The organism is Salipaludibacillus agaradhaerens (assembly GCF_002019735.1).
Classification (GTDB): domain Bacteria; phylum Bacillota; class Bacilli; order Bacillales; family Salisediminibacteriaceae; genus Salipaludibacillus; species Salipaludibacillus agaradhaerens.
Genome location: NZ_KV917378.1, coordinates 927,466 through 949,622 on the forward strand (window position 1 = coordinate 927,466; position 22,157 = coordinate 949,622).

Sequence of the window (22,157 nt, forward strand, 5' to 3'; positions counted from 1 at the left end):
TATTCAATCTCCCCTCTCAACTTATTGGTATGTTGTTTCAATTTACGTTCCCTAATAACTACTTAGAAAAAGGACACGCATTTATGCGTGAAAATACCACTGGAGCAAAGGTCAACCTTCATTACTAACGTCTTCATCCTTAGCAAACAAACTTTCTTTAACATCATCCCTACTAAAAAATAGGTAGCCCTCAGATTGTGAGGGGCTACCTATTTTTTAGCTTTTAATCGAATTCGTTAAATTAGTTTTAGCTTGTATCCCATTATCATTACGACCACGAATACTTTAACACAGGTTTTCTCGCAGCAGTCGTTTCGTCTAATCGATCAATTACTGTATGATGGGGAGCTTCTTGAACTAACTCAGGTGATTCCTCTACTTCTTTAGCAATTTGAATCATAGCTTCGCAAAACTCGTCTAATGTTTCTTTCGCTTCTGTTTCAGTAGGTTCTATCATCATGCATTCCTCAACATTTAATGGAAAGTAAATAGTGGGTGGATGATACCCAAAATCTAATAATCGCTTAGCTATATCGAGTGTTCTAACACCTTGATTTTTCTGCCTTTTTCCTGATAGCACAAATTCATGTTTGCAATGCTGTGGATATGGGGTATCAAAATAAGGCTCCAATTTTCGTAGCATATAGTTGGCATTTAATACAGCATATTCAGATACTTTTCGTAAACCTATTGGCCCCATTGTACGAATATAGGCGTACGCACGAACATTGATACCGAAATTACCAAAGAAAGGCTTGACTCGACCAATTGATTCAGGTGATGCATACTCAAGCTTATATGTGTTTTCTTCTTTAATGACAAGAGGGGCTGGTAAATAAGGGACAAGCTCTTTTTTTACTCCTACTGGACCTGACCCAGGCCCACCACCGCCATGAGGTGTAGTAAACGTTTTATGAAGGTTTAAATGCACCACATCAAATCCCATATCTCCAGGTCTTGTTATACCTAGTATGGCATTTGAGTTGGCCCCATCATAATATAATTTACCACCAGCTTCATGAATAATATTTGCCATCTCAACAATTTGATTTTCAAATAAACCGAGAGTATTAGGATTTGTAAGCATTAATGCGGCTGTGTCTTCTCCAGCAATCTCCCGTAAATGATCTAAGTCAACCAACCCTTGCTCATTAGATGACACTGTAACCGATTCAAAGCCTGCTACAACTGCGGAAGCTGGATTCGTACCATGTGCCGAATCCGGAACGATGACTTTTGTCCTTCTAAAATCTCCGTTAGCTTCATGAAAAGCTCTAATTAGCATGAGACCTGTCCATTCTCCATGGGCGCCGGCAGCTGGCTGCAATGTGACTTGATCCATCCCTGTTATCTCTTCAAGGGAAGTTTGTAAGTGATACATGAGTTCAAGCGCTCCCTGAATCGTACTTTCACACTGATATGGATGAAGGTGAGCAAATCCTGGATAACGGGCTACATCTTCATTAATTTTAGGGTTATATTTCATTGTACAAGAGCCTAGAGGATAAAAACCGGAATCAACCCCATGATTTCGTCTTGATAACGCTGTGTAATGACGAACAATTTGTAACTCAGATACTTCCGGAAGCCTTGGGCCTATTTTTCGTTGAAATTTATCAGGAATACACTCATTGATATTAACAGCCTCAATATCTAATTCAGGTAAGCTATAGCCAGTGCGACCTTCATGACTTAATTCAAAAATAAGTGCTTGATTTTTATTACTCATTGTTCTCCCCCAATACAGCTACAAAATGATCAATCTCTTCTTTTGTACGTAATTCAGTCACTGCAATAAGCATTTGGTTAGCCTTATCCTGATAAAATCTGGCAAGCTCTAAGCCTCCAATAATACCCTCAGCCAACAGTTTTTTATTTATCCTGTCTACTGATGATGATAATTCAATGACAAACTCGTTAAAAAATGGCTGTACTCCTAACACCTTTATGCCGTTTTTTTGTAATTGTTTTTTTGCATAATACGCTTTTTGGACATTTTGTTCTGCTAGTTCTCTAACACCTTTTTTTCCTAAAGCACTCATAGTGATAGAGGCAGCTAACGCATTTAATGCTTGATTGGAACAAATATTGCTCGTCGCTTTTTCTCGACGGATATGCTGTTCCCTTGCCTGAAGAGTGAGCACAAATCCCCGTTGCCCATGATCATCAGTCGTTTGTCCCACTAGTCGTCCTGGGACTTTACGCATAAGCTTTTTCGTAACCGCAAAATAGCCACAATGGGGTCCACCTAGTTGAGTGGGGATACCAAATGGTTGAGCATCACCGACCACGACATCGGCATTATACTCACCTGGTGGCTGAAGAATCCCAAGACTAAGTGGATTACTGGACACAATGAACAACGCTTTCTCTTTGTGTGCAATCGCTTCAATACTTGATAAATCTTCTATTTGTCCAAAGAAGTTTGGATATTGAACAATGACACTAGCTGTATTTTCATTAAACTCCGCCTCTAACTGATCTAGATCAGTTATCCCCTCTTTTTCTTCAATCTCAACTACAGTAAGATTTTGACCTTTTGCACTTGTTTTAAGAACTTCACGTGCTTCAGGGTGAACGGTTTTAGACACGAGAATTTTTTTCTTTTTCGTATGTGCAGCACTCATCATGGCAGCTTCTGCAAGAGCTGTTTGTCCGTCATACATGGAGGAATTAGCTATCTCCATTCCTGTCAATTCACAAATCATTGTTTGAAATTCAAAAATAGCTTGCAATTCTCCCTGAGAAATCTCCGGCTGATAAGGCGTATAAGCAGTAAAAAATTCAGATCTGAGTAACATGTGATTGACGACCGAAGGGATATAGTGCTCGTAAACACCTGCTCCTAAGAATGATGGATAGTCTTTTATATGGGTATTTTTTTCAGCTAGGCGTGTCATTTCTTTAATGAGTGCTGTTTCATCTAACGCTGATTCAATTGGTAAATCTCCTTTAAAGCGCACCTCTTTCGGTATATCAGCAAATAAATCCTCAATAGATGCTACCCCAATTTCCTTCATCATGTCCTGCTGATCTTTCTCTGTCATCGGCAAATAACGAAATTTATCCATGGTGTTTCCCCCTTAGGTTTAGTCCCATTTATAAAACGCCCCTTCAATCAGTGTGAATTTTCATTCATTTCCCACTGATTGGTCGTATAGTGAATTAGGACATTAGCGTCCGTTACCTCCCGCCTAATATAGATAGATTTAATCTCTTCTCTCTATTTTGAGCAGGGAGTTTTACGAACGGTTATCTGTGATAAAAAGGTGTTTTAACAATCTTAGCTTTTGCCCGTCGTTTCCTAATTTGTACTTCTACCTCAGTATCTAAATCTTTATATGTGGCATCTATTAGAGCCAACCCTATATTTTTCTTTAATGTGGGTGATTGCGTACCAGTTGTAACGAACCCTATCTTCTCATCGTTTTTATAGACCTCGTATTGAGAACGTGGGATCCCTTTTTCAATCATCTCAAGTCCTACAAGCTTACGCGTTACTCCTTGTTCTTTCTGTCGCTTTAAAACATCCTTACCGATAAAGTTTGTTTCTTTTTCTGTTTTGACCGCAAAGCCTATACCTGCTTCTATTGGAGAAATAGTTTCGGATAATTCTTGGCCGTAAAGAGCTAATTTCGCCTCAAATCTCAGTGTATCTCGAGCTCCTAAACCACAAGGCAATATTCCAAACGCTGTTCCAGATTCTATTAGCCGCTCCCATAGTAATACAGCATCCTCTGGACGGCAATATATTTCAAAACCATCTTCACCAGTATAGCCAGTTCGAGAAATGAGTACCGATTTTCCAGCAAGCTCTACCTGATCTCTAAACTTAAAAAATGTTATCTGATTTAAAGGCTCATTCGTAAGTTGTTGAGTAATTTCTTCGGCTTTTGGGCCCTGTATTGCTAATTGGGCATACTGATCAGAGGCATTAAAGATTTGAACATCTCCAAAGACATGCTGCTTCAACCAGTTGACATCTTTTTCTATATTAGCAGCATTAACAACAAGTAACACATCTTCATCTGATTTCTTATAAAGAACAAGGTCATCTACAGTACCACCGTTCTCATAACACATGGCTGTATATTGACAACTTCCCACCTTTAATTTTTCAACATCATTTGTCAATATATGCTGAAGAAAGTTGAGTGTCCCTGGACCTTTAATTTCAATCTCACCCATGTGAGAAACATCAAACAAACCTGCCTTCTCTCTAACAGCTGCGTGTTCTTCTTGGATGCTAGAAAATTGAACTGGGAGTTCCCAGCCTCCAAAATTAATCACCTTTGCTTTTTTTTCATAGGTCGTGAACAAGGGAGTTCTTTTTCCTGACATAGTAACGTCACCTCCAAATTTTTGATTGTCATTATGTAAAGATGTTTTCTGTTTCTAGGAGAGGTCCGCTTAAGTTAAAACTACCATACGAGTTATGAGGCGTAGAATACTGGTACGACATCTTATAACACAAAAAAAGACAGAAACATGCCTTTAAAACGAGACATGTCTCTGTCGTGTGACCTGAGAGTTTTCCTTACTAGATAACTAATTTCTAATTTACCAGCAAAGTTTCCCCATGGGTGTCCTGCATTGTGCAGATACTTTCCAGAGTTGCGTCCAATAAGAGTCTTTTTGCCTGAGAGATTCACGCAACAAGTTGGTTTGCTCCTTCGGCGACGTTCGAACAGAACGTTCTCTCCCCTTATTTTCATTCGCATCGTATGTAATTTTATATTTCTTACGGAAACTGCTCATACTAACCCACAAAACATCTTTCAATATTCTTATGTTACCATTATTCAATTTTTTAAAGCAACCTTGAATTTTCATTTTTAGCACTTTACTGACTATTCAATTGATCCATATGACCAAGTACCTCTACATATCGAAAGGAAGGTTAGTACTTATGAAACCATCTATTATATTAAATGATTCTTGGGAGTATCAATTTATCGATACCCTTGAACACCCTGCATCTTTTTCTAGCTGGGAACAATTTAACATGGCTTTTCAAATCGGAAAACAACAGGTGATATCAACTTTCCAAGGTCTCGAAGCTCCAAAATACCTTCCTACATTGACTTTCCATGACTATCAGTATGAAGCAGCAGAAAAGGCTGTCCAAGAGATGAATGGTAAAGCTATTTTAGCGGATGAAGTTGGGCTCGGAAAAACCATTGAAGCTGGTTTAATTTTAAAAGAATATATGATTCGTGGATTGGTTAAAAAAGTGTTGATATTAGCACCAGCTTCTCTTGTAAGTCAATGGTGTGTTGAATTAAATAGTAAGTTTTATATTCCTGCCATTGAGCAACGTAAAAAACCACAGTGGGAACATGTGGATATTATGGTTTCCTCGTTAGATACTGCCAAACGAGAGCCTCATGCATCAGTGATTAAAGACATTACTTATGATATGGTCATCATCGATGAAGCTCATAAATTGAAAAATAAGAATACTAAAAACTATCAGTTCATAAAAGAGCTCCAAAGAAAATTTTGTTTATTACTTACAGCAACTCCCGTACAGAATAAATTATCTGAGCTTTATTACCTCATTTCTCTTTTGAAACCTGGTTTCCTTGGCGATGAAGAGAGCTTCTCGAAACGTTTTAAAAAAAGAGAGCATGATGAGGAGTTAAGGCAGTTAATTCAAAAAGTAATGATTCGAACACGCCGTGAAGAAACGTCAATGTCGTGGCCTAAGCGTATTGTAGAAACCGTTCCCGTCCATTTTGATCAAAACTACTATACAGTCTACGAAAAGCTATCGGCTTTCAAACACCAGTTGAAACAATTACAAGGAGGTACTCAAGCTGGATTTCTGACACTAACTCTTCAACGAGAATTATGCTCAAGTAAAGAAGCGGCATTACTGACACTTAGTCAGACACTTGAAAAGAATATATCTTATCCACCGATAATCATTAAGATGTTAAAAGAGATAATCACCGACTTAGCTGGCCTTAACACTCACCCAAAGGCAGAAAAGGTGTTAGAATTAATCAGCTCTTGGCAGGCCAATGAAAAGGTCATAATCTTTACAGAATATAGAGCTTCTCAACTATATTTGCAATGGTTTTTAGCTCAACATGGGATCACTTCAGTTCCCTTTCGTGGTGGCTTTAAGCGTAGTAAGAAAGATTGGATGAAGCAGCTGTTTAAAAATAATGCACAAGTATTAATTGCAACTGAAGCAGGTGGTGAAGGGATAAACCTTCAATTTTGCCATCGCATAATCAACTATGATCTTCCATGGAACCCTATGAGAATTGAACAACGAATAGGAAGAGTCCACAGATTAGGGCAAGAAAATGATGTACACATTTACCACTTAGCAGTAGACAAAACCATTGAAGATCATATTCTTCACTTATTGTATAAGAAAATTGGCCTTTTTGAGGGCGTCGTAGGAGAGCTAGATGACATATTAGAGAAACTAGGAGAGACAAGTGTTCAAACTCATCTATCTCATATTTTTTCTCAATCTGATTCAGCTGGGGAAATGAAAGTGAAATTAGACCACCTCACATCTATTATGAATGAAACGGAAGGAGCTTCTTCTTATGCATCAAACTGAGATACACAGCTTTTTAACACATTTCTTTAAAGAAAATCAATGTGATATTACCCTACTCTCTCCAAAAACCTTTCAAGTTCAGCTCACTAAAGAGATGGATAAAGCTTTAATGAACAGACCTTTTTACTGGCACTATGTTGAAAAGACAGGAGCTGAACCTCAACCTGCCACTTTAACATTAAAAACTGCGTATGAAGATGAAGAAAAACAACAAGCTGAGTTTATACATTTTGGTTCTCCACGACTACATGAGATCTTTCGTTTCGTTGAGAAGAAGGGAGCCCATGGAAAATTTTACGAAGGATTGAAAACTTCCTCACAAGCTATATCATTGAAACCTTGGCTAAGTTTAAACGGGAAAATATCCTATAAGTGTCATCAGAAAAGAGAAACATTCTTTTCTATTGGGTTAAGTTTAATAACAGGGGAAATGTTGAATGACTTTCATACGCTAATCGATGATCGCTCTTATCTTGTTACAATACCAGACTACTGCTTCACCCTTACGCCGTTAATAAAACCGGCTACAGGGATAAGCCGTATTCAAAATCATATAAAGAAAAAGATTGAAAATGACAACCATGAATGGGCAGATGTCGCAGAGGAGAAAATGAAAAAAGATTTATCATTATTGGATATCTTTTATGATGACGTTTTCCCAAAGCCAGCTTCTTATGAAAAAGAGAAAGAAGCTATTATCGAGCAATACAAACCGATTATCGAGTTATCAATTATTAACGGCGGATTGTTTTATTTATACTCACACCCATTAGCTCAAAAATAACCCTTACAAATAATCAGCTAGAGCTAATCTACTTATGGCGATTGAATAAAAAGCGAAAAGCAATAGGAATTAATCCAAATAGACGGTACGACATGGGGGGGCGGTGCTTCTTTTTCAACTGTCTTTTTTCCTTTCGTTCTTCTCTGGGAATATCGACGTAAGTGACTAATTGTTCCGTCATATATTTCACATAATCATTTGTTTTCATTGATTATCACCCTTCATCCTAACGAATTAATCACCAGTATAACCAAAAATATGGTGAAATAGTCAGAACAGACGTAAAACTAAGATTAGTTATTCTTGCCAACTTTCTATTCTCCCTGTTCGTATGTTAAAAATAAAACTCACTTTTTTTTCATATGAGGAACGAGTTTCACTTGTTAAAAACACGTTATAATGACTCTCTTCTTGCTCAATTTCAAAAGTTACCATTCCTTCTTTATACACTAAAGTGCTTTTTGACACTAACGTATATTTTTCTTGCTGTTCGATCATTTCCACAATTTCTGCTGTCGCAGTTACGAGTAGTTGATCTAAGGTAGCCCATTCTTGCTCTAAATTAGCAAATACCTTTTCATGTTCATAAAGGTTTAACAATGTCACCGTCGCTAGTGATAGGCACATTAATATAATGAGCATAAGCATGAGTATAAAGCCTTTTTCATTCATCTTCCCCCTCCTTAATAAGGTCACTAGAGGTGAGCTCGGTAGCAGGGTGGATTAAGTTTTTTTGCCAAGTTATATTATTGTGCGCTACTTCTACCTTGATTCCGTAAGCTGTTTCAACTACTCGAAAGTCTGTCACTCGCTGTAAAAAAACTTCGTGGCCCATACCTCTAACTTGACGTCTCACTGTATTTTTATATTTTTCATAGTGCACAATTTGATTGTCGAGAGGTCTAATAATAAACAATCTCTCTTCATTCTCATCTACCCAATACGTATCACTTTCTCTAAATTCCGCTTGTAGGTGATTTACAAAAAGGACATATTCCTCATATGAAAAAGTATTGACTTCATGTGTCGCAAACATCCAATAGTAAGCTATCGTCGAATAAAGTGTAACGACAACAACGAAAATAAATAAACCAATCATCGCCTCAATTAAAGAAAATCCTTTTTCATTTTTTATAGTAAGAATGACAGACTGATTGAGCACGGCTGTTTTTTCCTTCCCAATTGAGACATACAAACCATATTTTATTATCTTTTACTGTCTGAATTGTGTAAGTTTGATAATTTCCTTCTACAACATTCGGTAATGGCGTAGATTGATAGCTATCTGAATATACAAGCATTTCTTCGGTTAATAGCGCTCTTGCTTCTTGTTGCTCTTTGATTGTCACTCTTTCTAGTTGAATTTGTAGAATAATAGGAAAAAAGATAGATACCACAAGAGCTAAAATACATAAACCTACTACTGATTCAAACAAAAAATAGCCATTCTCACATTCTTTCAAAATAAAATCGCCCCCTTGCAAACTGAAAAACAAGGCTATACGATGTTTTCCCATATTTGATGGTAATCCGTCCAGCTCTTTGTATCCCCCCTTTTTCAAGAAATACTAATCCATCTAACTTAAGAGACCCTTCAATAAATTGAAGCTCTGCAGGCCCGGAACGTTCTTCAACCACCTTATCTCCAACTATTACTGTATAAACAGGTTCTTCTGCCTCAAATTGCACAGTGACTCTTTGTCTGGTTGTGACTGCATATAATTGATAATAATATAAATCGTGTTCCAACCTAGTTAAGTAATTCATTAGGAGAAGATTCTGCTTTGTACTTTGAATTGATGGAATAGCAATTGTTAATACCACCGATAATACACCAAGCACAATGAGAAGCTCTATCATTGAAAAACCGTTAGCTTTTATTAATGAATGATCTTCCATTACGGTGAGCTAACTTTCTTTACCTGATCGCCTACCAACGTTAATTCTGTACCATCAGGACACGTTGTTCTTTCTACATAACCATTTTTCAACTCGTCTATTGACTTAGGCATCTTTTGATTCTCGACTTGATAAGCCACCACTTGTGTTTTTATAAGCTCAATCGTCGCTTCACACCCTTTATCAGACGCGACGGTTTGATTTTTAGATAAATTCGGTACTACAATAAGGAGTAATACTGAAATAATGACTAAGACAATCATCATTTCTATGAGTGTAAAACCCCCTTTGGATTTTAAGACGCTTTTAACATTCTTCAAACTACACCTCCAATTTTTAGTCATCGTCATATGTCCCTCAATAATCTCTTAAAATATAGAAGATCTTCTCATCAAACTTATTTTTGACGTTATTTAACTAAATCCATAATTCGTCATTGTTCTAAATTCATCGACAATATCTTCTGTTCTTTCTTGCCGAAGTCATATATAATTGTTATAAACATATATTTTTTATATAAGGTTTGTCCTTACTAAGGAGGTTATTTTGTAGTGACTTCATCTACTGCCCATTACACAACGAAAGTTCGCCATAAAAAAATCGCTCTTGCGTTAGGAAGATTATTAAATAAAAAAGAGCTTGATCTAGTTAAATGGATAGACGAAAAGCAAAATCTTAAGCAAAAGACAAAACAAAAGAAATTTTAATGATACAAGCGACATCAAATTCTCTTTTTAACCACAAACATCTATTAAACAGTATTAAATAGGCAAAAATAAAGGTCATCACCTCCTCCTTCATCTCTATACAAAGGTCTTTTAAGCCTCTTCTTCCCCCTTTACCAAGCATCCATAATAGACAATACTGGTAGCATCATAGATAGAAATAAAATTGTAATACCAATCCCGATTATGCACAAAATCGCTGGTTGAAATACTTGAAGTACTTTGTAGGTATTCTCGTACATCTGATGAAATAAGAATTCAGAAAATCTTTCAAATTCTCTCCCAATGTCCCCCTTAGACTCCCCCATTGAAATAACCGTGTACAATTGAGGCAAATAAAAGGGAACTTCGCTTACGAGATCAGCTAAATCATGCCCTGCTTCTAACCCTAACCTAAGACGATGGGCTTCTTGTTGAAAAAAAGTTAAATAGGCACCTTTCTCTATAATGTTTAATGTTTCTTTAAGCGAAAAACCATTTTTGAGAAGAGGATAAAATTGAGACGTGAAGTAATAAGTAAGAAGCTGTCTGAGGTAATGTTTCACAAGAGGAAGAGAGAGAGCAAGGCCAACTTGATCTATAACTGGTTTCCTTCTAAACCACATGATGACGATTAAAAGTATCATTGCACACGCAACAAAAAATGGTAAACCCAACCACTGACTCATCACGAGGATTATACGAGTAAGGAAAGGCAGTTCTTGATTCATGGATTGAAACGATAGAGCAAATTGAGGTAGGACACCTTCCACCATAACAACACCCATTATCATAAGCCCAATTAATAAGAAACATGGATAATGAACTACTTTTCTAAGTTTTTCTTTAAACTCATATCTTTTTTTAAGAATGTCTGATGCACGGTGTAACCCAACGCGAATATCCCCATACCTTTCCATAAACGTTAAGTAACTTAAAATTTCTTTTGGAAATCCCACTTCTACAAATTGGTCTGTCAACGCATCACCATGAAGAAGGTGAAAATAAACGCTTTCTAGCCACTTCTTTCTTTTACTATTATTGAATTGTATCTGCATGTTTATTGCTTCAGACAACGTGTAGCCTTCATTAAGTAATGATGACAGTTGATAAAGAAAATCACTACGGGTGCGATCGTTTTTAAATAAGTGAGACATAATTCCTCCCTTCTATATTGAGCGGTGTTCTGTTTGATAAACATATCCCAAAGCTACTGCCATGTTAAAATTGCGAGCCATAGAGGGAACACGCACATCCTCGGTATTATTACTAGAACTAGTTTTAGTTAAAGAGCTTCGCAATGCTTCTCCATATAAAATCTCAAAAAGAGCGGCTCTTCTTCTGTCACGATATTGCCCACAATAGAGTGAACATCCACGGGGGCAAAATGGACATACCAGTTGTACGAGTCGTTGGGCCACAACAGCATGAAGGACCTCTTCTAAATCCCCTTGAGGTATATTCAAATCTATTAATCGTTTTATCACGCCTGTGGCAGAGCTGCTATGTACAGTCGTCACAACTAAATGGCCAGTTAAAGCGGCTCTAACTGCCATTTTGGCTGTCTCATGATCACGGACTTCTCCTAGCATAATAATATCAGGATCATGCCTAAGCAAATTCTTTAACCCCGCCGCATAAGTAACCCCTGCCTTCTCATTGACTTCCATTTGTAAAAAATGTGTCTCAGGTTGTTCAATGGGATCTTCTAATGTAATGACATTCTCATTTGTTTCATTTTGTCTTTCTTTTAGTAACGAATAAAGTGTCGTTGTTTTTCCTACCCCAGTAGGGCCAGAAATAATGATAAGACCTGACGTGGCTGAAATAAGATCTTTAAGGAGTTTTGCTTGAGAAGGGAATAAAGCTAATCGCTTTAGTGAGAATTCGTGTTTCTGAAGAAAAAGCCTCATAACGAGGGTTTCAGAGGGCTGGGAGGGGAAAGCGGATAATCTCATGCGAATAGTACGCTCGCCTACTCGCATATTAATCCCCCGGTTTTGTGGTCTTCGACGTTCTCCAATATCCATTCCGGAAACAAACTTTAAATGTGAAATAAGCTTTCTCATCATATTATTGGGCAGTGTTTGGCGAAGTTTAATCTTACCGTCGACACGCATACGAATGACGGCATGTTCCTCTTGAGGAATAAAGTGAATATCTGAAGCTCCTAGATGCAGGGCATCGCTTACGACTGAGTGAATTTTATTAATAACATCCATCGATATACATCACCTCCTTATGTCTTCTAGAACATATATTCGCCACTTGTTTTCAAATTCCTTCTTTTTTTAAAAAAATTCCCTGAAAAATAATCCTTTTTTAGGATTTGTTCTAAAAAAGCCTAAAAAAGGATTGATTATCGTGAATGTTTAACTGTTTTTATTTATGGAGGGAAAAATAATAATTAATCGACCTGCTTAGCGGTAAAAACGAAAATTCTTTTCTCATCTAACACAAACAGATTTTACCCTGTTTGAATGTGCCAACCTGTTGAAAGAAATGACTTTCTCAACAGACTAAAACCGACCACTGGCCGGTTTATAAGTTTTATTGATTTTTAAATTCTTCTACATCATCTTTTAATTTTTCTTTTGTTTCTTCAATTTCTTTAACAACCTGTTTAGCTAATTTTTTACCTTCTGCCTTCTCATTTTCCATGAGATCCTTCACGTCTGAGGCCAGGTCCTCCCCCATTTGGGTCGCTTTATTTGAAATACCGACAGTACGGTCAGCTACTTTATTCCACTGTTCTTTAGCGACTTGAGACCATTCATCAGATTTTTCTTTTGCAAGCTGACTGTATTCACTTCCTTTTTCTTTAGCTGCATGAGTCAATTCAACTGTTTTATCTTTAGCTTGATGAGCCTTTTGATTAATATCTGTGCGCAGTTCCCGACCTGACTTTGGAGCAAATAACATGGCAGCTGATGCGCCAACAATCGAACCAATCACTGCACCTATAAGAAAATCTTTAGTATCCATTTTACTCATATAATAACATCCTCCTTAGTTTGTCTATGTAATTTTTTCGACATTGTTATTCTTATTCCTCCTTTTAGTTAGAATAAAACATAAATTTCTTTCCTTTAAAGATCCCTTAATATATTTTACTAGTTTAGTCACATATTTAGCTTAATAATGCATTTATTTATCTATTTCCCTGTAATATAATTAACTTAGCTTATTGCAGGGAGTGAAAAGGTATGGAACAACAAACATTAAAGATTACCGGCGTGTTGTCGGATCCTACACGTTTTTCCATTTATCAATATATTAGTCGTCAACACCGCGATATTACTGTTCAAGAAATTGCGGATACATTTAAAATTCATACTAATGTAGCCAGATTACATTTATCTAAACTTGAAGATGTGGCAATGTTAGTATCAGAAACAAAAAAAACGGGTAAAGGTGGGCGTCCTAGTCGATTTTATAGCTTATCGAATGAAGTGATCAGCCTTCAATTTCCTTATCGAGATTTCCAACGTCTATCGGAAATTGCTATTGAATCCCTTGCCTCATTTGGAGAAGAAGGTAAAAAAGCCCTCATTGCGACTGGTGAAAAGTTTGGTTACGAATCTGCCAGAGAATTCGTTTCATCATTTGGGGGAGATCCTGAGCATATGGTTCCCGCAGAAAAAGTAAAATTTATCGAGAAGATTGCGCTAAATCAAGGATTAAATCCGGAAATGAATTATGATAACGAAAAACATGAAATTGTTTTCAGAATTTTCAATTGTACTTTTAAAGAACTAGCACCAACAAGTTTAGGTGTCTGTCAAATGCATCACGCGTTTATTAACGGCATATTCCGCTTTTTCTTTGGAGATATAAAGTTGAAAGAAGAAGGAAACATGTTCCAACGTAATGAGATGGCATGCACTTATACTACTGTAGTCGTAGATAGCTAGCACTTGTCTTTTGGCAAGTGCTTCACTTTATTTAGGATGGACAGTTTACAAAGCTTGCTATTCGATTTATAATAAAGTGTATTAACTACGTTCATGTGTTTTGGGTATGATACATATAAAGGAGGGGTAACGTGGATCGTATGTTTCGCGTTTGCGGTTTCTGGACGGGAATTATGGCCGTGCTGTTTATGGTTGGGGAAATGCATGCAGCTGCCATTCTTTTCTTCGCTCAAACCGGAATGTTTATTGCATTAAGCTACTTAAAGCTTTCCGAACGTGTATATATTTACATCTTTGGAGCATACTTAACGTTATTTTTTGTCGGTTTTACTTACTACACAACATTTATTATGGTTCCAGAAATAGGGGGCCATTAAACAGAAAAGGAGTTGTCCCATAAGTGACTCACTTATGAGACAACTCCTTTTTATATGAAGATTAAAACAATTCAAGCTCTTGCATCATGTTATCTAATCATTATTCAAATTTTTTAAAGATAGATTTTGAATGTTCACTTGAAAAAAAGCGCTCATACCCGACGGATGGAGAAGTGATTGGATTGCTTGATTTTTTTTAAATGCCTCTGAGAAAGGGTTCAAATGAGCTTCGGCGTCTAAAAATGTTAAAATACCACTCTTTATTAAAAATTGCTCCTGAGAACCATGATAACTAGTAATGAATCCCTGTTCTTCCGCTAACTGATTAAAAGCATCCCATGCCACGTGAGCTGTTAAATCCATTTCTCCTGGCTTTATCAATGGGTTCGTCACTAAATGATGGTTTTTATAGCCTCTGATTGATCCGTCTTTACGGTGAGGCTGTACTAGTTCATCGTTTTTATATCCATAATCAATAGTTACTAATAGCCCTTTGTTTAGCCAGCTTCTTATCTGATTCATCCACTCCTTCAAAGCTAAATTCACCTCAGTGGAATACCCTTCAGGCAGTTTAGGCCCATAGGTGTCAAGCCAGTTAATGATATCCGTATTTTCACATGGGACAGTTATCTCTACTAATTGGTTATCTTGTAAGGCTACTTTTATTTCCTGAAGTCCACTATCAGCCATTTTAACTCGATGAACAGGAAAGGCATCAATTAATTCATTTGAAAATACAATTCCTTCGAAAGATGTTATCGATTTAGTTATTTCGGCAAATGACGAATAAAGACTAATTGCCTTTTTGTGAGCCTGAAGTTTTTCTTCAATGACTTTTCGATGATACGGACTCGTTTCTAAAATAATATAAGTTAGCTTGTTATAAAAATCAGGGAATTGATTTTTCAAGTAAGATAAAGCATGATTTGCGAACTGGCCATCTCCTGCCCCCCACTCACAAATAAAAGGCGACAAGCGCTGTGTCTTAATAACAGTCATAAAATAAAGGGCCAATGTCTCTGCAAAAACAGGATGAACATGGTTACTAGTGTAGAAGTCACCTTTATAGCCTAGTTTTACTTCGGGCTGCATATAATAACCAACAGCAGGATCATATAAAGCGACCTCCATGTACTCTGCAAAATCCCACGGCGGATCATGACATTCTAATAACCTATTAATAAGATTTCTCATGCATACTCTCCTAAAATGTATTTTAACACTATTGACACAGTGTTAATGTCGAATTATAATGAAATTGTCAGTAGAACAATGATCTTCGGGAGTTCCCCCTCCCCCCTCAAAAAGTTCATTGATACTTGATTAACTCCCCAAACGACCTTTCATGTTCCCCATGAAAGGTCATTTTTTTAACATTGATAACTACTCATCTCCTAGCATAGGTTTAAGATCAAAGACCTATTTTAATTAATCCATAGTTAAAATTTAAATAACCCCAGTGTTTCTCTCACTACGTTGCTTATGAGCTTTAGAGGACTATTTCCCCTACCATCTCATGTAAGCGTTATCGAAAAGACATAAAAAAGGATTCTACAGTATTACTTCCATTCATAGAATCCTTTTATCATACACTTTAGGAGACAATCACCCCTGACACTAAACACTACTATCTGTAGTGGACATAATAACAACAATGATTAGTATCTCCTCTATTGTTCTCCCTAATAGCTAACTCGGCTCTATTTACCAACCAAATCCATTTATAAAGGGATTGTGTTCTTTTTCTTTTCCAATTAGTGTCTCTGGACCATGTCCATTTGCAACAATTGTCTCATCCGGCAACTGAAGCATCTTTTCGTGTAATGTAGTCATTAAGGTATCATGATCTCCCCCAGGTAAATCTGTCCTACCTACACCTCCATGAAATAAAACATCTCCCGAGAACACAATTTTCTCCTCAGCAAAATAATAAGACACACTACCTGGTGAATGACCTGGTGTTTCTAATAATTCAAATTGAAAGCCTGATATGGTATAAGAACCTTCTTTAGAAAAAACATGATCTGCTTTCTCGCTCGTTATGGCCTCTTCTCTTAAAAATAAGGCAGAACCGTTTAACGTTGGATCCGTAAGCCACTCCGCTTCATCTTTATGTACATACACAGGACATTGGTACTTCGTCCTCACAGCCTCGACACCACCGATATGATCAAAATGAGCATGGGTCAATAGAATAGCTTTAACCGTGACCTTCTTGTCATCCAGTAGTTGAAACAACTTCTCTTCACTTCCTCCTGGATCAATCATTAACCCTTCTCCATCTTTGTACAAAACAAAGCCATTGGTCTGCAGTGGACCTAGTGATATTTTTTCCCATTTCATACGTTATTCCCTCCTTCACTATAATTATTGTACTACGGTGAGAAGACTGTTTTCAAAGCAAACTAAAAGAAGACTATAAAATTTTAATGAGACACTCGACAAAAATAATAAAAGCCAGTAAAATAAGGGATGAACTGAATCTTACGTACGATAGGGTTTACATGTTTTTGCCATGTCTACATAAGCTAGTGTATATATAAAGGAGGAAGTAACATGATAATGGGAATCATTACGCTCCTGATCACTATTTTTGCTATTATTGGGGGCTACAAGGAATTAAAGCGTAAAAATTTCTTTGCTGTAGGTTTTGCCGCAATTTCAGTGGCTGTGTTTGGATGGTTTTCAATCCGTACATTAATAGCCTTCTTTTTATACGGCGGTGGGGGAACTGTCGGGTAACATTGCATGTAAAAGAGCTGTCTGTTTATAGACAGCTCTTTTATTTACGAATTAATCCGTTCCATCTATTAATTTTTTATTTACCACTGCTACCTTACTTTTCATTGATGACACTTTATCTCTTCGATCATCTATGCGAATATTCATTGCGACACGTTTGTGGCCTAAGTTAAAAGGCACCTCTTGAATCTGCTTAAGAATCTCATATAAATCATCAACTTCTCCTTCTAGAATTGTACTCATCGGTGTTAATTGATAGTTAATTGTCAACTTTGAGCTCTTTAAAAGGCGATGTACTTCAGCCACTACATCAGACACACTTGTTGTCCCAGCTCCTAAAGGCATAATGGTTACATCAGCTATTGCCAATTTACTCCCTCCTTTTTTTAAACGAAGACACGTTTCTTTTAAAACTTTCTAAACGCCTTTTTCTCAAACGATAGGGCCTTTTGTTATCTGCATATAATTCATGAGCACTACCCTCATGTATGTTTTAATTTTTAGATCATTTACTATAGGAATACATAGTCACTCAGGATTTCCCTAAATGAAGACCATTCGTTGCACCTTGCTTGTTAGTTAGTTACTTACCTGGGAAACCCAATAGTATTGGCTAATTTGTTTTTCGAGTACTTCATTAAGTGTTACTTCTTGAGAGAGGGGCAATCGATGCTCCACCCATGTATGATAATAGTTAATGGCAACTGTATCTTCTTCTTCTAATGGTTCTGCTAAGCGAAACGTTGCTTCACCGCTAGGTCCTAATATAGCTTCATCACTCATGTCATTAGGCAAACTCATGACAGCGCCATTGGATGTTTTTTTCACCTCATCACTATGGTACAAAGTATCGTCCCCTTGTGTTAATTGCAACATTCCACCAGAAACAGCTGAAGCTTTTTCATTACCTGAAGCATCTATGATAAGTAATTCTATGTAATCCATACCTGCTAGCCCATCCTTAGGAAAGTCTCCCCACTGCCATTTAATATTTACATGAGAGTCGTCTAATTGTTCAGTCTGTAAAATGATTGTTTCCTGTAACTCTTCGTTTGTCACCTCTTCTGTCCCGCTTAAACTAGCATAGCCAAATATAAATAGCCCAAGCATCACACCAATTGGAAGTAATAAAACGACTTTATTTCCCATTTTGCTAAAACCCCTTTAGTTTTTATCAAACAAAATTAATTATTGATTTTCATTAAAGAAAAAATGGTAAAAGAAAACAGCGGTAACATGGTACTACAGAAAAAATACTGAGCCAAATGACGATTTGACACCTTATAGCTTCAATAGAGGCCACTCCCCCAAGTATAAGACCGGTCATCATTTCTGGCAACTGAATTACCCCAATGTTTTCAGACCATCTACATTGGGGATCATTACAGCTTTAACAATTTTTTTATGACAGGGATAAGCCCTTGCTCTTCGATTGTTTTATACAGATCACCGTTCGTCAAACGCCCTGCTCTAAATAGAGAGCAGAGGCAGATCTATTTAGGCCAGATAACGGACGCTAATGTTCTGATTCACGCAACAAACAATCAATGGAAGACGATGGTCACCCACTGATTGAAGGTTCGTTTTATATCACGGTGACCAACATATCGGTTTAACAGCTTAAGAGCCTATCACGGTTAAAATATCTCCTTCAAATATTTTAACCGTGAGGAATCAACTTTTTCGGCTTAAATAATCGGCACTATTTGGCCATCCTTAAACATGATTTACGGTATTAAAAAGTCGGATTCATCTGTTTCTACATTAAGAAGTATGTCTAATTTCTCTCCTGTTAATATGAACTGTCCGTCAGGCGAGATTTCGATGGATGATGATTCAGAAAAGGTATCTAATTCCTGTTTCTCCATAGACTTGATCTCTAGCATCACTAGCGAAAAACGTGAGTTATCGCTAATTGGCTCATAATAATAGAGGACATTATTTTGATAACTCAGTTCTGGAACCCACCAGTCTCCAGATTCGGTCATAAACGAGGGAGACTCCCACTCTTCTAAAGGTTCTTTTGTATTCAAATCATGAAGCTGAAACCTTGATATTAAACGAGATTCTTCTTCTGTAGAAACTGTTAAATAGTAATCTGACGATAACCCATAAAACATGATCACCTCATCATGAAGTCTTTGATCACTGTCAAACGACGAAAAAGGCGATGCTACATGCCACACATTCAAAGGTGCTTTAAAACCATAAGGATTATCTTGCCAATTTAAATAGGCCAATTTTTCTTTCCCTACCCATTGAGAATAATAAGGAAAATCCATGACCGTCTTCCATTCCTCACCGCCTAAATGAATCATATATAACTGAGTATTAAATGTCTCATCAAGCATACCTAAAGCGGCGGTCGTATCTTCGTATGGGTTCCAAGAAAATGAAAAATCTACACCTTCAATGCTTTTAGACAAAATCTCTGTTCCATGTTCATCAACTATAAATAATGTTTTCTCCGCATAAGATTCACTAACTTTAACAGCGAATAGAGAATAATTTTCATTAGGATAGACTGCTTCTATTATGCCATTAAAAGAAGCAAAAAATGTTGACTCACCGCTATAAAGGTGATGGCGGAATAACGAACTCTTACCGTTCCCTTCTGAAACATTATATAGAATATGATCGCTATCAAACCAGCCCACCACTTCAGGGTTAACAGGACTTTCCACTTCTATTGCTTTAACAGCTAGGCTATCTTGTACAGGAACTGACTCAGTATCTTTTCTCTGTCCCTGATCCACATCCCCTACACAAGCCGTTAGGAGGAACAACATACATAAATACACCATGATTCTCACTTCTATTCCCCCTATATATTTAAATCTCTTTAAAAAATTTTAATAATTGCTAGTTAGCTTTTACAGTTTCATTGCTCAGCTTTATTACAAGATCGGTGATAATATAACGATAAACTTCAATCAGTGGGCGTTTTACTTCATCCCCCACTGATTGTTAGTTTAACTTATCGGACCTTTAGGGGCAGTTTATCCACCACCTAAACTTTTCGATCTTATTAAGTTTTGTGTGTGGGGGTTTACCTTAAGAGTGGGATAAGCCACTAACGAAAAAAGGATTGAAGACAGGCTTCAATCCTTCCCTCTCATTCACTGCCATAAGTCTCTTTTGCTAGCCATACCGCTCCAATAACACCAGCGTCATTTCCTAACGTTGCAATATTTATATCTGTCTCTCTTGCTACTAAGGGAATCGCATATTTTTTAAACGAATCACTAACAAAGTCGAGTAAAAATGTACCTGCTTTGGACACGCCGCCACCAATCACTATCGTTTGAGGATTTAAAGAGTTCGCAAGATTTGAAAGTGCAAACCCTAAGTGATCTGCTGCAATTTTAACGACGTGCAGAGCTGTTTCGTCTTCGTTTTTGGCACCATCAAACACATCTTTAGCGGTTAGAGTCCCTGCTGTTAACAATTGTTTTTGTAAATAACCTTCGTGCTCTCTGCTTTCTTGAATCGCTTTCATACCAAGGCGAGCAATACCAGTAGCCGATGCTACTGTTTCAAGACAACCTCTTTTACCACAGTTACAATGCTCTCCGCCTTCTTTTACCGACGTCACATGGCCAATTTCTCCAGCTAAGCCGCTTTTTCCATGTATAATTTTCCCACGGGCAATGATACCTCCACCTACACCTGTACCAAGTGTAATAGCCACAAGATCCTCAGCACCTGCGCCTGCGCCTTTCCACTTTTCTCCAGCCGCTGCCAGGTTAGCATCATTGTCTACAACGATAGGTATATTTAATAAAGTCTCTAGTTCAGATTGGATATGATAGTCTTTCCACCCCAAATTAACCGCTTCAATAATAATCCCATTTTCTACATCAATATAACCAGGAGCGCCAACACCGGCGGCTTTAAGACTCTTGTAATCTATTTTTAACTCGACAGCCTTCTCCTTAACTGTTTGCGCAATATCTGCTGTAATATACCTTCCCTTTTCCGTTCTATTTGTAGGAATTTCCCATTTGGAAATTATATCTCCTTCTTTTGTAATAAACGCTAACTTGACTGTCGTACCTCCAATATCAATTCCTGCATACACGCTATTTGTCATTTTTATCATCCTTCATTTTTTTCAGTATCTGTCACTCATTGTATCATGAATTACAGCCTGAACCATGAGAGAGATTGAACTTTTTCTAAAAAAAAAACGTTTTCACTTTCTTGCTTTACTAGTGTTTTATTTCGGTGACTGTCATGCGGGAGAGACACTTATTGACCAATAGAGTTAGTTCGTTGTCCTCACTTTATCAACAAATTCCAACGAAACTTAAACATGTTTTGTAACAGCTGTTCACTAATTAACGTCCCTTCTTTGTTTGGTTTTTTTTTCTTCTAAAAGAATAAGACGTGCTTCCTTGTAAAAATTTGTATCAATTATACCAAGTCGATAGAGCTCACTCACTTCTTCTTCGAGAAGAGCTAAATCTGCAAGTTTATCTCCAGTGTAAATATAACTCTGATAGTTACGAATAAATGTTACTAATTCAAAATAAGTCATACCGTTCGGCTCCTTATCTCTTTTACCACTTCAAGTTTCTATTTTGATTATAGCAGTTTTATAATAGCCGCGAATAGAAAAAGTGCTAATGGAACAAAATGTATAAAAGAAACAAACTTTAAAAAAACAAAAAGGCGCATCATCACTATAAACCCACCTATCATAACCCCGGCACACAGAGGTAAAATGACCATTATAACCCATGGTGAAAAGCCACCTGAAGCGGCGAATTCAACACCTAATATAAAGAATAATAAAGCTATAAAAGCAATATATCCTTTTGAATGATGAGGCATATAACCATAAGATGGATGGTAAATTCCGTAGAGGTAAATGGTGATCCATATTAGTAATAGAAATAAAATTACTTTCAAAATAAGGATTGGGATCCATGTAAATAAAGCTGCCCCTAAAATGGCCCCTGTCATTAAAGGAAGCAGTACGATACTAAGTGTTAATATTATCAAAGGATAAGGATACCTCACTTGCACTGCTGGCAAAGTCCCGACAGTAAACGATAGGAGAAAGATAAAAAATATCTCACTTAAAAACTGCATAGTCATCAGCCCCTTCTCCTGTATAGTCTATGTTAAATGTCTTTCATTAAGGACAAA

27 protein-coding genes and 1 riboswitch are annotated in these 22,157 nt (G+C 37.1%); of the genes, 6 read left to right on the forward strand and 21 right to left on the reverse strand.

Features of this window, described 5'->3' with window-relative positions; translation table 11 throughout:
• Positions 1–268: 268 nt before the first annotated feature.
• The 3 genes from gcvPB to gcvT form a co-directional block, all read right to left on the reverse strand.
• Positions 269–1,729 (reverse strand): aminomethyl-transferring glycine dehydrogenase subunit GcvPB, encoded by a 1,461-nt coding sequence (gene gcvPB / locus BK581_RS04400; protein ID WP_078577022.1) that lies wholly within the window; start codon positions 1,727–1,729, stop codon positions 269–271.
• The gene (gcvPA, locus tag BK581_RS04405; protein ID WP_078577023.1) at positions 1,722–3,071 is read right to left on the reverse strand and encodes an aminomethyl-transferring glycine dehydrogenase subunit GcvPA; all 1,350 of its coding nucleotides are present in this window, start codon (positions 3,069–3,071) and stop codon (positions 1,722–1,724) included. The genes gcvPB and gcvPA overlap by 8 nt, the downstream gene beginning before the upstream one ends.
• 181 nt (positions 3,072–3,252) lie before the next feature.
• A complete protein-coding gene (gcvT, locus tag BK581_RS04410; protein WP_078577024.1) occupies positions 3,253–4,341 on the reverse strand; it encodes a glycine cleavage system aminomethyltransferase GcvT in 1,089 nt (362 codons plus the stop codon).
• Between the two features lie 276 nt (positions 4,342–4,617).
• Positions 4,618–4,715: riboswitch (glycine riboswitch) on the reverse strand.
• A gap of 194 nt (positions 4,716–4,909) precedes the next feature.
• On the opposite strand from gcvT, the gene BK581_RS04415 reads away from it, so the two are divergent.
• Positions 4,910–6,583: a DEAD/DEAH box helicase gene (locus BK581_RS04415; RefSeq protein WP_078577025.1), complete on the forward strand. Its 1,674-nt coding sequence runs from the start codon at positions 4,910–4,912 to the stop codon at positions 6,581–6,583.
• Positions 6,570–7,367, forward strand: coding sequence for a YqhG family protein (locus tag BK581_RS04420; protein WP_078577026.1), 798 nt, complete (start codon positions 6,570–6,572; stop codon positions 7,365–7,367). Before BK581_RS04415 ends, BK581_RS04420 begins: the two co-directional genes overlap by 14 nt.
• A gap of 28 nt (positions 7,368–7,395) precedes the next feature.
• Here the strand turns inward: BK581_RS04420 and BK581_RS04425 are convergent, their stop codons facing one another.
• The 6 genes from BK581_RS04425 to comGC all read right to left on the reverse strand — a co-directional run bounded on the left by BK581_RS04425 (position 7,396) and on the right by comGC (position 9,586).
• Positions 7,396–7,575 carry a YqzE family protein gene (locus tag BK581_RS04425; RefSeq protein ID WP_078577027.1) on the reverse strand — a complete coding sequence of 60 codons (180 nt, stop codon included), beginning with the start codon at positions 7,573–7,575 and terminating at the stop codon, positions 7,396–7,398.
• Positions 7,576–7,664: 89 nt separating this feature from the next.
• Entirely contained in the window at positions 7,665–8,039 is a 375-nt protein-coding gene (gene comGG / locus BK581_RS04430) for a competence type IV pilus minor pilin ComGG (RefSeq protein ID WP_078577028.1), read from the reverse strand.
• Positions 8,032–8,529, reverse strand: coding sequence for a competence type IV pilus minor pilin ComGF (locus tag BK581_RS04435; protein ID WP_078577029.1), 498 nt, complete (start codon positions 8,527–8,529; stop codon positions 8,032–8,034). Before BK581_RS04435 ends, comGG begins: the two co-directional genes overlap by 8 nt.
• Positions 8,492–8,830, reverse strand: a complete 339-nt coding sequence (locus BK581_RS04440; protein ID WP_078577030.1) for a hypothetical protein — start codon at positions 8,828–8,830, stop codon at positions 8,492–8,494. Before BK581_RS04440 ends, BK581_RS04435 begins: the two co-directional genes overlap by 38 nt.
• Positions 8,817–9,266, reverse strand: coding sequence for a competence type IV pilus minor pilin ComGD (gene comGD / locus BK581_RS04445; RefSeq protein ID WP_078577031.1), 450 nt, complete (start codon positions 9,264–9,266; stop codon positions 8,817–8,819). The genes BK581_RS04440 and comGD overlap by 14 nt, the downstream gene beginning before the upstream one ends.
• Positions 9,266–9,586 (reverse strand): competence type IV pilus major pilin ComGC, encoded by a 321-nt coding sequence (comGC, locus tag BK581_RS04450; RefSeq protein ID WP_245828887.1) that lies wholly within the window; start codon positions 9,584–9,586, stop codon positions 9,266–9,268. The genes comGD and comGC overlap by 1 nt, the downstream gene beginning before the upstream one ends.
• 231 nt (positions 9,587–9,817) lie before the next feature.
• Between comGC and BK581_RS20035 the strand changes: the two genes are divergently transcribed.
• Complete coding sequence (locus BK581_RS20035) at positions 9,818–9,973, forward strand: hypothetical protein (RefSeq protein ID WP_169837540.1); 156 nt, start codon at positions 9,818–9,820, stop codon at positions 9,971–9,973.
• Between the two features lie 131 nt (positions 9,974–10,104).
• Here BK581_RS20035 and comGB read toward each other — a convergent pair whose 3' ends face one another.
• From comGB to BK581_RS04465, 3 genes are all read right to left on the reverse strand, one after another.
• Positions 10,105–11,127: a competence type IV pilus assembly protein ComGB gene (gene comGB, locus BK581_RS04455; protein WP_078577032.1), complete on the reverse strand. Its 1,023-nt coding sequence runs from the start codon at positions 11,125–11,127 to the stop codon at positions 10,105–10,107.
• 12 nt (positions 11,128–11,139) lie between these two features.
• Positions 11,140–12,192, reverse strand: a complete 1,053-nt coding sequence (comGA, locus tag BK581_RS04460; RefSeq protein ID WP_078577033.1) for a competence type IV pilus ATPase ComGA — start codon at positions 12,190–12,192, stop codon at positions 11,140–11,142.
• A 328-nt stretch (positions 12,193–12,520) separates the two neighbouring features.
• Positions 12,521–12,964, reverse strand: coding sequence for a YtxH domain-containing protein (locus BK581_RS04465; RefSeq protein ID WP_078577034.1), 444 nt, complete (start codon positions 12,962–12,964; stop codon positions 12,521–12,523).
• A 212-nt stretch (positions 12,965–13,176) separates the two neighbouring features.
• Between BK581_RS04465 and BK581_RS04470 the strand changes: the two genes are divergently transcribed.
• Both BK581_RS04470 and BK581_RS04475 read left to right on the forward strand, forming a co-directional pair.
• Positions 13,177–13,884: a helix-turn-helix transcriptional regulator gene (locus tag BK581_RS04470; RefSeq protein WP_078577035.1), complete on the forward strand. Its 708-nt coding sequence runs from the start codon at positions 13,177–13,179 to the stop codon at positions 13,882–13,884.
• A gap of 131 nt (positions 13,885–14,015) precedes the next feature.
• Positions 14,016–14,261, forward strand: coding sequence for a DUF2626 domain-containing protein (locus tag BK581_RS04475; protein WP_078577036.1), 246 nt, complete (start codon positions 14,016–14,018; stop codon positions 14,259–14,261).
• 93 nt (positions 14,262–14,354) lie between these two features.
• On the opposite strand, the gene BK581_RS04480 is transcribed toward BK581_RS04475, so the two are convergent.
• Positions 14,355–15,455: a class I SAM-dependent methyltransferase gene (locus tag BK581_RS04480; RefSeq protein WP_078577037.1), complete on the reverse strand. Its 1,101-nt coding sequence runs from the start codon at positions 15,453–15,455 to the stop codon at positions 14,355–14,357.
• Between the two features lie 510 nt (positions 15,456–15,965).
• The gene (locus BK581_RS04485) at positions 15,966–16,604 is read right to left on the reverse strand and encodes an MBL fold metallo-hydrolase (protein ID WP_078577038.1); all 639 of its coding nucleotides are present in this window, start codon (positions 16,602–16,604) and stop codon (positions 15,966–15,968) included.
• A 213-nt stretch (positions 16,605–16,817) separates the two neighbouring features.
• Between BK581_RS04485 and BK581_RS04490 the strand changes: the two genes are divergently transcribed.
• On the forward strand, positions 16,818–17,003 hold the full coding sequence (locus BK581_RS04490) for a DUF2759 domain-containing protein (protein WP_078577039.1): 186 nt from the start codon (positions 16,818–16,820) through the stop codon (positions 17,001–17,003).
• 51 nt (positions 17,004–17,054) lie between these two features.
• On the opposite strand, the gene BK581_RS04495 is transcribed toward BK581_RS04490, so the two are convergent.
• The 7 genes from BK581_RS04495 to BK581_RS04525 all read right to left on the reverse strand — a co-directional run bounded on the left by BK581_RS04495 (position 17,055) and on the right by BK581_RS04525 (position 22,106).
• Complete coding sequence (locus BK581_RS04495; protein WP_169837542.1) at positions 17,055–17,372, reverse strand: MTH1187 family thiamine-binding protein; 318 nt, start codon at positions 17,370–17,372, stop codon at positions 17,055–17,057.
• A 210-nt stretch (positions 17,373–17,582) separates the two neighbouring features.
• Positions 17,583–18,152 carry a hypothetical protein gene (locus tag BK581_RS04500; protein ID WP_078577040.1) on the reverse strand — a complete coding sequence of 190 codons (570 nt, stop codon included), beginning with the start codon at positions 18,150–18,152 and terminating at the stop codon, positions 17,583–17,585.
• A 52-nt stretch (positions 18,153–18,204) separates the two neighbouring features.
• Positions 18,205–18,333 carry an ABC transporter permease gene (locus BK581_RS20550; RefSeq protein WP_407690346.1) on the reverse strand — a complete coding sequence of 43 codons (129 nt, stop codon included), beginning with the start codon at positions 18,331–18,333 and terminating at the stop codon, positions 18,205–18,207.
• Between the two features lie 397 nt (positions 18,334–18,730).
• Positions 18,731–19,807: a YqgU-like beta propeller domain-containing protein gene (locus BK581_RS04510; RefSeq protein WP_407690347.1), complete on the reverse strand. Its 1,077-nt coding sequence runs from the start codon at positions 19,805–19,807 to the stop codon at positions 18,731–18,733.
• Between the two features lie 311 nt (positions 19,808–20,118).
• Positions 20,119–21,096: an ROK family glucokinase gene (locus BK581_RS04515; RefSeq protein WP_078577042.1), complete on the reverse strand. Its 978-nt coding sequence runs from the start codon at positions 21,094–21,096 to the stop codon at positions 20,119–20,121.
• Between the two features lie 243 nt (positions 21,097–21,339).
• Positions 21,340–21,543, reverse strand: coding sequence for a YqgQ family protein (locus BK581_RS04520; RefSeq protein WP_078577043.1), 204 nt, complete (start codon positions 21,541–21,543; stop codon positions 21,340–21,342).
• A gap of 47 nt (positions 21,544–21,590) precedes the next feature.
• Positions 21,591–22,106 carry a hypothetical protein gene (locus BK581_RS04525; protein ID WP_078577044.1) on the reverse strand — a complete coding sequence of 172 codons (516 nt, stop codon included), beginning with the start codon at positions 22,104–22,106 and terminating at the stop codon, positions 21,591–21,593.
• Positions 22,107–22,157 lie beyond the last annotated feature (51 nt).